General features: G+C 49.5%; 8 protein-coding genes. 5 read left to right on the forward strand and 3 right to left on the reverse strand.

Annotated features, from left to right (window positions below; translation table 11 throughout):
- Positions 1-87: 87 nt before the first annotated feature.
- On the forward strand, positions 88-1,092 hold the full coding sequence (galE, locus tag H6F93_RS32365) for a UDP-glucose 4-epimerase GalE (RefSeq protein ID WP_190690219.1): 1,005 nt from the start codon (positions 88-90) through the stop codon (positions 1,090-1,092).
- Between the two features lie 40 nt (positions 1,093-1,132).
- On the opposite strand, the gene H6F93_RS32370 is transcribed toward galE, so the two are convergent.
- Both H6F93_RS32370 and H6F93_RS32375 read right to left on the reverse strand, forming a co-directional pair.
- Complete coding sequence (locus H6F93_RS32370; protein ID WP_190690221.1) at positions 1,133-2,017, reverse strand: mechanosensitive ion channel domain-containing protein; 885 nt, start codon at positions 2,015-2,017, stop codon at positions 1,133-1,135.
- 125 nt (positions 2,018-2,142) lie between these two features.
- On the reverse strand, positions 2,143-2,802 hold the full coding sequence (locus H6F93_RS32375) for a fasciclin domain-containing protein (RefSeq protein WP_190690224.1): 660 nt from the start codon (positions 2,800-2,802) through the stop codon (positions 2,143-2,145).
- Between the two features lie 300 nt (positions 2,803-3,102).
- Between H6F93_RS32375 and H6F93_RS32380 the strand changes: the two genes are divergently transcribed.
- The 4 genes from H6F93_RS32380 (at position 3,103) to H6F93_RS32395 (ending at position 8,651) form a co-directional block, all read left to right on the forward strand.
- A complete protein-coding gene (locus H6F93_RS32380) occupies positions 3,103-3,897 on the forward strand; it encodes a glutathione S-transferase family protein (protein ID WP_190690227.1) in 795 nt (264 codons plus the stop codon).
- 287 nt (positions 3,898-4,184) lie between these two features.
- A complete protein-coding gene (locus tag H6F93_RS32385; RefSeq protein WP_199314297.1) occupies positions 4,185-5,936 on the forward strand; it encodes a helicase HerA domain-containing protein in 1,752 nt (583 codons plus the stop codon).
- Between the two features lie 662 nt (positions 5,937-6,598).
- Entirely contained in the window at positions 6,599-7,585 is a 987-nt protein-coding gene (locus tag H6F93_RS32390) for an RNA polymerase sigma factor, RpoD/SigA family (RefSeq protein WP_190646174.1), read from the forward strand.
- A gap of 511 nt (positions 7,586-8,096) precedes the next feature.
- Positions 8,097-8,651, forward strand: coding sequence for a hypothetical protein (locus H6F93_RS32395; protein WP_190690231.1), 555 nt, complete (start codon positions 8,097-8,099; stop codon positions 8,649-8,651).
- A gap of 164 nt (positions 8,652-8,815) precedes the next feature.
- Here the strand turns inward: H6F93_RS32395 and H6F93_RS32400 are convergent, their stop codons facing one another.
- On the reverse strand, positions 8,816-11,575 hold the full coding sequence (locus tag H6F93_RS32400) for an AAA family ATPase (protein WP_190690235.1): 2,760 nt from the start codon (positions 11,573-11,575) through the stop codon (positions 8,816-8,818).
- Positions 11,576-11,993 lie beyond the last annotated feature (418 nt).

Consider the following 11,993-nt stretch of genomic DNA (forward strand, 5'->3'; position numbering starts at 1 on the left):
ACTCTAGGCTGACTAGGGCTTGGGGTTGATGTCTACTTTTAAAGCGATGTTAGTCTGGAGCAACAAAACACAACTGAGGAGTCCAACATGTCGCCAGTTCGACCAACTATTTTAGTCACGGGGGGTGCAGGATACATCGGCTCTCATGCAGTGCTGGCACTTCAGCAAGCAGACTATGAGGTGGTTGTTCTCGATAATTTGGTATACGGACATCGAGACTTGGTAGAGAAAGTGTTGCAGGTAGAACTCGTCGTTGGCGATACCTGCGATCGCGCCCTTTTAGATCAGCTTTTTGCCAGTCGCAACATTGCTGCTGTGATGCACTTTGCAGCTTATGCCTATGTGGGTGAGTCAGTAACTGACCCAGCAAAGTATTACCGCAACAATTTCATCGGTACGCTGACTCTTTTAGAGGCAATGGTGGCTGCTTCGGTCAACAAGTTTGTGTTTTCCTCGACCTGTGCCACCTACGGCGTACCTAAAACAGTCCCAATTCCAGAAGATCATCCCCAAGATCCGATCAATCCGTATGGGGCAACTAAGTTGATGGTTGAGCGGGTGCTAGCTGATTTTGGTGTAGCCTATGGGCTCAAGTCGGTTTGCTTCCGTTACTTTAATGCAGCGGGAGCTGATCCGGCGGGGCGGCTAGGTGAGGACCACAATCCTGAAACTCACTTGATTCCCCTGGTACTGCTGGCGGCTTTGGGTCAGCGAGAGTCTATTTCAATTTTGGGAACGGATTACCCAACCCCCGATGGAACTTGCATTCGAGACTACATTCACGTTGCTGATCTGGCTAGCGCTCATGTGTTGGGGCTGGAATATCTGCTGAAAGGAGGCGACACAGACGTGTTTAACCTGGGGAACGGCAACGGTTTTTCAGTCAAGCAGGTGATCGAAACGGCAAAGCAGGTGACGGGGCGAGACTTTAAGGTGGTGGAGGGCGATCGCCGTCCAGGAGATCCGCCTGCTCTGGTTGGCAGTGGTGAGAAAGCCAGCAAGATATTAGGATGGCAACCCCAGTATGCTGACCTGAGCAAAATCCTATCCCATGCTTGGCAGTGGCATCAGCAGCGGCATCAGGCAAATTAAAGAATGAGGGATGAAGGTAATTTTCCTCCATCCCTCATCCCTAATTCGGCGTTGTGCTACTTGCCGTCGGAACAGAGTCATTAAACTGCTGATCAAACAGGTAAACCGAGCGAATGGGATAAGGGATACTGAAATTTGCCTGGTCACAGGCTTCCTTTAGAGCCATCATCACGCGAGTTTGAGTTTGGCGCACATGCAACTTTTGGGGCAATGTCCAATAACGCACGACAAAATCAATTGAGCTATCGCCAAAGCTCACCACATCTACCTCGGCTGAGGGATTAGACAGTACACCTTCTACATCGGTGAGTGCCATCAGCAAAACCTGCACGGCTCTAGGAAGCGGCGTGTTGTAATCCAAACCGATCGCCAAATCAGTGCGTCGATAGGGGCGATCGGTCAAAACTCGGATGGAACTGGTAAATACGGTCGCATTGGGAATAACAACCCGCTCCCCTTGGTAGGTGCGAATTTCTGTTGAACGAATATTGATTTGCTCTACAGTTCCTTCGTAGTCGTTCACCACAATTTGATCGTTCAACCTAAATGGCTCGTTGAGTAGCAGCAAAACCCCTGCTAGAAAATTCTTAAAGATATCCTGAAAGGCAAAACCGATCGCCACAGAACCTAAACCGAGTAGCCCGATAATGTCACCCAGTCCCAAATCGGGGAAGGCAATAACGCAAGCCAATAAAATTCCGGCGATCCAGATGGTGACGTAGGCGATTTGAAGAATCAGCGATCGCAGCGAAGGGCTTTTAACGACTTTATCTGCGGCACTTTGGGTGATTGTGCGAATCGGTCTAACCGCGTATCGAGTAATAATCAGAATGGCGATCGCCAGAATAAATGAAGGCAAAAACTCAACTGCCTGAGCAACCAACCGCAACAGACTTGAGTTGATCGTTTGCACCAATTCACTCACAAGCAAAAGATAGAACTCAACCTAACCAGTATTACAGCGCTGGTCTGTATAAAGAAAACCCCGTGTCGTAGTAAGTCGGCACGGGGAAATGTCCAAGGAAACGTGAACTAGGAGGGGCAAAAGTCCTACAGGCTTGGAGGTAGGATCACCTGATCGACCACGTGGATCACACCATTGCTAGCGGTTACATCCGGCTGAACGACCGTTACTTCGTTCACCGTTACGCCATCTGCACTGACTTCAACAGTCACAAGCTCATTTGCTACGGTTTGCACTTCTCCTGACTTGAGCTCGCTAGAAGTGAGTTCACCAGGAACGACGTGGTAAGAGAGAATTTGTACTAGCAAGTCCCGATTCTCAGGCAGTAGCAACTGTTCTACAGTTCCTTCAGGCAAAGCTGCAAACGCTTCATCGGTAGGCGCAAACACGGTGAAAGGACCTTCGCCTTGAAGCACTTGATCCAACTCAGCCGCAGTCAGGGCAGCAATTAGCGTTCCAAAAGAACCGTTGGCAGTAGCTACATCAACGATAGTGCCAGCTTCAGCCGCTTCAGTCGGTTCTGCGGGCGTTTCCATTCCTGCCGGAGCTTCCATTTCTGTCAGAGCAGGTTGGCTAAGATCAGCAGGTGCAGTGGGGGTTGCCCCAGTCTGGTTATAAGGTGCTTCGTTAAAGATGCTAGGACGTGGATTAGCCGTCTGCGCCAGTGCGGGCAGCGCAACCAGGACACTAGCAGCACTGATGCCTGCAAAGCCGAGGATTTTTTTGACTGAGACCCGTGTACTCATGGAAACTATTCTCCTTTTGCCAAGTTTTTGTAAAGCATTATTGAGTAATATGACGTTTCTTTAAAGTCCCGGTTCCAGGCGCAATTATCAGAATTGTGGATGGGTGAGGATGATTTCGGTCAGAAATAGCAAAATTGAGCCGATTACTTTCCACCCTTCGGTAGATATAAGAAGCGTTAAGTTATGTGGCGAAGCATTTCTGATGAAAATAGGCATCAGCCTGTCTATTGATTAGAACCATCGTGCAATTGTCCTCTAGGTAAACATCGCTGATATTAAAGTCATTACAGGAGGTAAATCATGCTGGAACTGTACCAATTTGAGCTATCGCATTACGTTGAAAAGGTGCGGCTAATCCTGGACTATAAGGGGCTAGCCTACCGCAAGATTGAAGTTACGCCAGGAATTGGACAGCTAGAGCTATTCAGGTTGTCGGGGCAGCGCCAGGTGCCTGTGTTGAAGGATGGCAGTGAGGTCATTGCAGACTCAACAGCGATCGCCGAATACCTCGACCGTAAATATCCCGATCGCCTGATCATTCCAGCGGATTCCAAGCAGCGAGGGTTGTGCCTGCTAATGGAGCAGTGGGCAGATGAATCAATTGGTTTGAACGCCCGCAAGGTCATGTTAGGAGCATTGGGACAAGACCAGTCTTTCCGTAAAGCCTTTCTGCCTGCAACGACTCCTGATTTGCTTAGAGGGTTAGTCGGCTCAGTGCCCAATGAGATTTTTAGTGTTTTAGGTTTGGGTGTAGGTTTAGGCCCAGAGGCTCTCAAAACTGCTCAGGATGCCATGAAGCGGGATCTAGCCTCGCTCTGTTTCATTCTGATGGATCAGCCTTATTTACTGGGTGATTCTCCTACCCTGGCAGACTTTGCTGTTGCTGGATTAACAATGTACGTCAAGTTTCCTTCGGGTTCTTATCTCGACATCCCTGAGAATCTGAAGGGCAAAGGAGTCCCCGGCATTGCCGATGTTGGCACCTTTGAGCCGTTCTTTAAGTGGCGCGATCGCCTCTATGCTGACTACCGTAAATCTTCGGTTTCAACGGTTCCTCCTTCTTCGTCTGCCCCAACCTCAATCAACATTGAGTAACACCAACTCCAAGAGTTTGAGTTAGAGATGGAAAGGCACTCCGCGTCGCGGAGTGCCTTTCCATCTCTAAACCATTTTGTTGAGACAATATCAGAAGTCAACATTCGGTTAAAAGTCATTGACTATCAATTATCTATCAATTATTAGGTGTGATAAATGCACTGTGACTTTTCTCTAATTCAGTTCAGAACTGTTAGCAGAACGAATGTATTGAGAACGAATGTATTAATTAAGGGATATTCAAGTTACGATAGCTCAAAGGATTGAGCGATTGTGGAATAGGTATCATGACAGAGAAACCTTTGGGTTCAGTCATTCAGGGTTCTCTCAGCCAAGGATTAGAAGTGCGGCTGCATCCCGATGTGTTGGTAGAAGACATGCGGGTTGGCAAATTTTTGGTGGTGCAGGGGGTGCGATCGCGCTTTTTCTGCATGTTGACGGATGTAGCTCTGGGAACAGCTAGCCAACGCATCATGGCGAATCCCCCTGATCCCGGCAACACGTTTTTGCAAGAAGTGCTGGCTGGAACTGGAACTTACGGCACGATTAACCTAACCCCGATGCTGATGTTTACCCCAGAAGAGGTAATACGGGATGAGAATAGCAGAGGTCAATCCAAGCAGTCTGGTAGCTATGGGGTTAGCTTAGAGGGGAACGGCGGAGGAAGGGCGATCGCCTCTCATCAAGCTCAAAGCAGTGCCAACATCGAACTGCTGCCCGTTAAAACGATCCCCAGTCACTTCAGTCAAGTATTTGATGCTAGCGAAAGGGACTTTCGCGCTGTGTTCGGCTGGGAAGATGACCCGCATCGACGCAACTTTGCGATCGGACAACCGATCGATATGGATGTTCCGATTTGCCTTGACCTCGATCGCTTCGTTGAACGCAGCAACGGCATTTTTGGCAAATCTGGCACCGGCAAATCCTTTTTGACGCGACTGCTACTGTCTGGGATCATTCGCAAACGAGCCGCTGTCAACCTGATTTTTGACATGCACTCTGAATATGGCTGGGAAGCGGCCAGTGAGGGCAAACGCTTCAGCACCGTGAAAGGACTGCGCCAGCTTTTCCCCGGACAGGTGCAGATCTACACGCTTGATCCTGAATCGACGAAACGACGAGGCGTTCGAGACGCGCAGGAGCTTTACATTGGCTACGACCAGATTGACGTAGAAGATTTGATGCTCGTCCGAGGAGAGCTCAACCTTTCAGAAGCCAGTTTGGAAAACGCGATTATTCTTCGCAACGAGTTTGGCAAAGCCTGGATTACTCGTTTGTTGTCAATGACCAATGAGGAGATCCAGGAATTTTGCGAAACCAAGATGGGCAGCAAGTCGTCGATCATGGCATTGCAGCGAAAGCTGACCCGCCTGGATGAACTGAAATACATCCGCAATAGTTGCCCTCATAACTATGTTGGACAAATTTTGGAGTCTCTAGAAGCGGGAAAGCATGTGGTGGTAGAGTTTGGCTCTCAGTCCAATCTGCTGTCTTACATGCTGGCAACCAACGTCATTGCTCGCCGCATTCACGCTAGCTATGTGCATAAAGCGGAAAAGTTTTTGCAGACCAAGAATGTGAGCGATCGCCCCCACCAACTCGTGATCACCATCGAAGAAGCCCATCGATTCCTCGATCCTAGTACAGTACGTCAAACCATCTTTGGGACGATTGCTCGCGAAATGCGAAAGTATTTTGTCACCCTATTGGTAGTCGATCAGCGCCCCTCTGGTATTGACAATGAAGTCATGTCTCAGGTCGGTACCCGCATCACTGCTCTGCTCAACGATGAGAAGGATATTGATGCCATCTTTACGGGGGTTTCTGGTGGGCAAAGCCTGCGATCGGTGTTGGCAAAGCTAGATTCCAAGCAGCAAGCGCTGATTTTGGGTCATGCCGTACCCATGCCCGTCGTGGTTCGCACCCGCCCCTATGACGAAACCTTCTACGCCGAGATCGGAGATACCCCCTGGGAAGAAATGCCGAGTGCGAGTGTTTTTAAGGCTGCTGAGTCTGCAAAGGCAGATTTAGGGTTTTAGCTGAGCTTGATCTGAGCAAGATATTAAAAAAGTCTTAAGCTTAGTTCTCAGTTCGGTTATTACTCTGGGTTTTCACTACCTCTGCAACAGGAATTTAGTCCATGCTTATAGAAGTAGAGAACGTCTGTATGCCCTTCCCTGAACTGCTTACAAATCTAGTCTAACTGTAAACATCGTCTACCTAGAAGGTGCACGGCGCTTACAAAAGCCGTCTTCAATTTCATCCAAAAGGATGAATCGCCATCTATTTACTGGAGTCTAAACTTGTACTACTATTTAATTAAGTCAAACTCATAATGACTCCGAGTTTAATTTTGGAGTTTGAGTGCCGGTAGAAGCTGTTAGTTGATCCAAAGCTGGTCGATTCTAATTGTTTGCTTGTTGTTGAGATTGAGTCTGCGTCCTCAAAGTACGTCGCTTAGTTGGGTTTGTAATTGATTCTGGTATTGGCTGAGGAAAGTTAAAGCCTCAGCTAACCTGGCTATTTACCTGTCCTTTGCTCCTCATTTGGGATAGGCATTCCGAAGGCTTGATTTTTGCTAGAGCATCTGGGTTCATCTAGCCCATTTCCCAAACAGTCTTTCCTTTGAAAGCCTAACCCTCTTTCTATTTTCTTTAGATTGTGTTCCACGTTTCATCTGACGGAGTTTACCGTATCACCCATGCCAACTGCAAACACTAAAACCAAGGCTGCTGCTAAGCCCATGTTTACCGCAGATATGGTACGCACATATTTGCATGAGATCGGTCGTGTGCCCCTGCTGACTCACGAGCAAGAGATTGTTTACGGTAAGCAAGTGCAGCAAATGATGGCGCTTCTAGATTCTAAGGAAGCGCTAGCTCAGGAGCTAGACCGTGATCCCACTGATACAGAGTGGTCGAATCGGGTCAACCTGAGCGAGTCTGAGCTGCATCAGGTCGTCCGTCAGGGACAGCGGGCTAAGCAGAAAATGATTGAAGCGAACCTGCGCTTGGTGGTAGCGATCGCCAAAAAGTACCAAAAGCGAAATCTGGAGTTCCTGGATCTGATTCAAGAAGGAACGCTAGGGTTAGAGCGCGGCGTCGAGAAGTTTGATCCCATGCGGGGCTATAAGTTTTCCACCTATGCTTACTGGTGGATTCGTCAAGCCATCACGCGGGCGATCGCTCAACAAGCTCGTACCATTCGTCTGCCCATTCACATCACCGAAAAGCTGAACAAGATCAAAAAAGTTCAGCGCGAGCTAACTCAGGAACTGGGACATAGCCCTAGCCCAGCCGAGATTGCCAAAGCATTGGAGCTGGAGCCCGCTCAAATTCGGGAATACCTGATCATGGCGCGGCAACCTGTCTCTCTCGACCTTAAGGTTGGAGATAACCAAGACACCGAGCTACAGGATCTGCTAGAAGACGAAGGTGCGTCGCCTGAAACCTATGCTGCTCAGAAGTCCCTGCGTCAAGACCTGGAAGGTCTGCTAGCTGAACTCACACCCCAACAGCGCGAAGTTCTCGTCCTGCGCTTTGGTTTGGAAGATGGCAATGAGCTATCTCTCGCCAAAGTCGGTCAACGGATGAACATTAGCCGAGAGCGGGTACGCCAGCTTGAGCGTCAGGCACTTGACCATCTGCGTCGCCGCAAAGCCAGCGTGGGAGGCTACCTGGCAAGCTAACCGAGGTTGCAGCAGGCTTCTGGCTTGCTGATCCCCGGTGCCCCTGACAAGAGGCGATTTTAATTATGACGAATAGCTTCCGCAGCACCCCAAAGGCTTGTCCTCGCGATCTGAAGGCACCTTTTGCGGGTGCTGTTTCAGTTGAATCCTAGTCCGATCAGTCCATCACATGAATCAGTTGGATGAATCAATCGGGTGAATCAATCGGATGAAGCGAAGAAGCAGCATTTCGGCGTAAATTAAGGGCAAGCTACAGAAGAGGGGCGATCGCCCGGACAATTCCAAGAATTTGCCACGTTAATTTCTGGAATCAAGAAATTTGCCGTTGTAGCTCAATGTAACGGTTGCAGCTATGCACCAAGAGCTTTGTTCTCAGGAAGGCAAATCATCCTAACGGTTATCCAACGGTTGTTCAAAGTCTTTCCTTAGTTGAATAGCTGTACATAGCTTCTCCAGTAAATTTGACAACAGCCTGATCTTCGATTTTTAGTTTTTTTGGGAGGAAACTACGGTGTTTAATTCATCTCTTCGCGCATTCTCGCCGTTGCGTACTCTCACACACGTTATCAATCAGCCGTTAGCTGGGTTGTTTCTCGCTCTGGGATTGGCAGTTAGTAGTTCTGGTGCTGTAGTGGCAACAGAGGCTCCAGAAACTGCCCGCGAGGGCCGCGTCTCAGTCGCTACTGCAGCAGCCGATGTCGGAAGTCTTCGCGCTTTACCGGATGGAGTTTACCTATTTGGTCAGTCTCCAGAACCCGATCAGGTGGGTGCTGCTTACATGGTTTTTGAGGTAAACGATAGCCAGGTTGAGGGTGCGTTTTATATGCCCTATTCCTCCTTTGACTGTTTTAATGGTCAGTTTGGCGGGAATCAGCTAGAGTTAACTGTAATTAACAGCTACGAACAAACAGCTCATCCCTACGTTGTGGCATTGAATGAGAATTCCTCAGTCGCGACGACGGGAAATGCGATCGCCCCCGTTGGCTTAGAGGGCTATCATCAGATTGAGCAAATGAGCGAAAATGACGAGCGAATTTTAGCAACCTGCCAAGCCGACCTGCAATAAAGAGCCTAAGCATGAGGTGGCGGTTGTAACGAGCTTGCATCTACCAGGCAGACAAGATTCTGCCCCTTCGGCAAACGGGAGTTAGGGAAACCGGACTCTCGTCTTAGATCAAGAAGAGCGCACCCTGCACTGCAGGGTGCGCTCTTCTTGATCTAAGACGAGACTTATTCCCGCTCGACCAGGATGACGTTTTCGGTGACTTGCTCAAAGGTGTCATCGTGGCTAATGACAAAAAGCTGTCGAAAAGTTTTGATATTGGCGATCGCCTCTGCCAAACTTGCTCTCCGAGGACGATCCATGTTGGTTGTGGGTTCGTCAAAAAAGGCGATATCAATGTCTGCCAGGACTCGCAATAATGCCAGACGCACTGCTAGCGCAGCACACATTTGCTCACCCCCAGAGAGATTGATAAATCGGCGAGAAAACGCGCCTTCCTGCACCAAGATTTCGTAGTCTCGCGTCCACTCCAAAGCCACGTTTTGGCGGTTCATCAATTCCCGAAACAGTTTGTCGGCTTCCTGGGAAACGCTTTGCACGTAGCGTTCGGTAATGCGCGGCCCAGCTTCTTTGTAAACTTTGCGGGCAAAGGTGATAAAGCGGCGAATTCGCTCTCGCTGTTTCAAATCAATTTGGGCGCGATCGCGCTTTTCGGCTAACGCCTGAAGTGTAGCCAGTTGGTGATCTAGCTCGTCTAACAGTTTGCGCTGCTGAGGCAGTCCACCCATGATTTGGTCAGCCTGACTGCGAGTCGTGTTGTAAACGGCTTCAACCTGCTGCCACTGTTCTGGATCGTAGGTTTGAATGGTTTGGTCGTATCTAGTTTTAAGAGCAGCCTGCTCGGTTTCTAGTGTTTGTAGTTGAGCGATCGCCCCCTCCAGTTCAGCTTGCAAAGCTGGCAGAGTTTCAGCATTTTTTTGGTGCTGGAGATAGGTCAGGTAAGCAGGTTGATGGGTTTGACGCAACTGTTTTTGCTGATCTAGCTGCTCATCTAGCTCAGCAAACTGGTTGATAGTCACCTCTAAATCGGCAATTTTTTGTTGAATGCCTGCCTGTGCCTGTTGAAGCTGAGCAAAGGCAGATTGAATCTGGGACTGCTGCTGAAGCTGTCGGGCGAGAAGCTGACTGCGTCCACGCGGATCGCCCAACTGCTCCAACTTGGCTGCAAGCTGCGATCGCTGTTGCTTTAAAGCTGGTTCTGCTGTCAGTTGAGTCTGAAGCTGGCTGATGCGGCTGTGAATTTGCTCAGCTTCCTCCTGCCATTGACTCTGCTGCGCCAAACGAGCTTCCAATGTGGCAAACTCTGCTTGCCGTCTGTAAACCTCATCGAGCTGCTTTCTCACATCGCGTAGCTGCTGCTCAAGCTGCGGCAAAGAAGTTTGCTGTTCCAGATCTGCCAAAATGCGCTGCAGCGCATCCAACAGTTCGTCATTTAGCTCAACCCCTGCCCGAATCGCATCCAGAGCTGCATCGACGGAGGCTGTCGCCAACAGCGGTACTATCTGCTGCATTTGCACCAATGTAGACAGTGCTTCTTCTGCCTGAAGCTGGTGGCGATCGCCCTTCTCTGTCCCCACTGTTATTAACTGCCGCAAGTCTGCTTCAAACTGTTTTGCAGCAGCAATGCGGCTGAGTCTCTCCTGAAGGCGATCGCGCCGCTGCTCCAGTTCTGGAATTTGCCTGATCGCCGTTTCTAGCGCCTGAATCTGAACAATCTCTTGGGTCAGCCGCTCCAGGCTGGATTGGATTTTTGTCCACTGCTTCGTCAGGTTTTTAGCTTCCGTTTCAGAAGCTTGAAGCCGCTGGAGTAGTTCAACGGTTGTGGTTTGCTGTTGCTCCAGGTCAAGCTGCTGTTGGATTAACGGCTGTAGCTGTTCAGCTTCCAGTTCAGCCTGCTTTAAATTTTCGAGCTGTACGGTGAGTCGAGTTAACTCCGTTTGCTGATCGAGCAGCATCTTTTGCTGAGCATCCCGCTGTTTGATTAAATTCTGACGGTTTCGCCCCTGCTGATCCAATTCTCTCAGGGCTGTCTCAGCTTGCAGAAATACCTGGTAGCCCTCGCGACTCAATTCACAGGTCTGGACTGCTTGCTGCGATCGCTCGACAGACTGCTGCAATAGCCAGTTTGCTTGCTGCTTACTTTCAAGCTGCGCGTCTAGCTTGTGCAACTGGGCTTCTAGCTGCTGAACCTGTCGTGCCTGAGCAGCCAAAGCGTCCTTCTCAACTTGCAGCTTTGCCAAATCTGTCTGCAACTGCTCAAGTGCTGCCTCTGCTGTTGCAATTTCCTGACTGAGTTCCTGTCGCCGTTGTTGCAAGGTTTTCCAGTCTTTAAGCGAGTCTTCGTACTGGGCGATCGCCCCCTCCAACCGCTCCACTTCCGCTTTGCCGTACTTTTCCAGCGACAGCATTTGCTGATTGGTCTGCCGATATTCCTCTACTTTGAGGATTGCGTCAAAAATCGGCTTGCGTTTTTCCGCTGTTTGCAAAAAGTCTGCCGTGAAAGTTCCTTGAGGTACGCCAATCGTGTTAGCAAACAGTCGCCCCAAATCGGTTCCTGGAGCGACTCCCAAATGCTGCCGCATCCAGGGCATTACTTCCTCTTCGATGTGCTTGTAGTCTAGACGTTGCCCCAGTTGTGGATCGTACAAAGTGTAGCCCTTGGTCGTGCAGCGCTGCACTTCGTAGGTGCGGGTGTCGCGGCTCGACACAAAAGCAACCGTCGCCTGGGCACTATTTGCCCCATTGCGAATCAGGTCTTCATTTTTGTACGAACCTCTGTAGTTAAACAGCGTCCAGGCGATCGCCTCCAAGATGCTCGTTTTTCCCGCCCCGTTTTCACCACAAATGGCATTGGTGCCAGGCTGAAACTGGAAGTGGCGATCGCTGTGCGACTTAAAGTTTTTTAATGTAACCGAGAGAATTTCCATGCAGCCCTATTTCACCTGGATGCCACTGACTCACTATTCTGACAAATTTGGCAAAGCCAGGACGATGGATTGCACCACAAGACCCGCCAACTACTAGCTTCACCCCTATAAACAATTGCGATGCTATTACTCTGTGCTCCTTAGTAGGCTACGAAATTGTAGGCATTTTAAGCAGAGCAGGAGATTTTTTATGAGATTAAACATTGCCATCAAAGACCAAAATGGCAAACCCTATAGCCTTCCCGATCGCTACGAGTTTGCGCCAGAAGAGCTGGATAAATTAGCCGCAGACTTCAGCGATTACTAGACCTCCTGCATGAATCAAAAGGCATGTGCCAATTCATAGTTGAGTAAGCCAGCAATCAGATTCAAGCGCAAGCCAAACCGTTTTCTACGATTGCGATAACGTCCCGAAAAG

Origin of the sequence: Leptolyngbya sp. FACHB-671, from assembly GCF_014695745.1 — a bacterium.
GTDB lineage: Bacteria > Cyanobacteriota > Cyanobacteriia > Elainellales > Elainellaceae > JAAUTN01.

Excerpts from the sequence above, each read along its gene's own strand:
- galE (WP_190690219.1), top strand. The coding sequence starts at position 88 with ATGTCGCCAGTTCGACCAACTATTTTAGTCACGGGGGGTGCAGGATAC.
- H6F93_RS32375 (WP_190690224.1), bottom strand. The coding sequence starts at position 2,802 with ATGAGTACACGGGTCTCAGTCAAAAAAATCCTCGGCTTTGCAGGCATC.
- H6F93_RS32380 (WP_190690227.1), top strand. The coding sequence starts at position 3,103 with ATGCTGGAACTGTACCAATTTGAGCTATCGCATTACGTTGAAAAGGTG.
- H6F93_RS32390 (WP_190646174.1), top strand. The coding sequence starts at position 6,599 with ATGCCAACTGCAAACACTAAAACCAAGGCTGCTGCTAAGCCCATGTTT.
- H6F93_RS32400 (WP_190690235.1), bottom strand. The coding sequence starts at position 11,575 with ATGGAAATTCTCTCGGTTACATTAAAAAACTTTAAGTCGCACAGCGAT.
- H6F93_RS32385 (WP_199314297.1), top strand. The coding sequence starts at position 4,185 with ATGACAGAGAAACCTTTGGGTTCAGTCATTCAGGGTTCTCTCAGCCAA.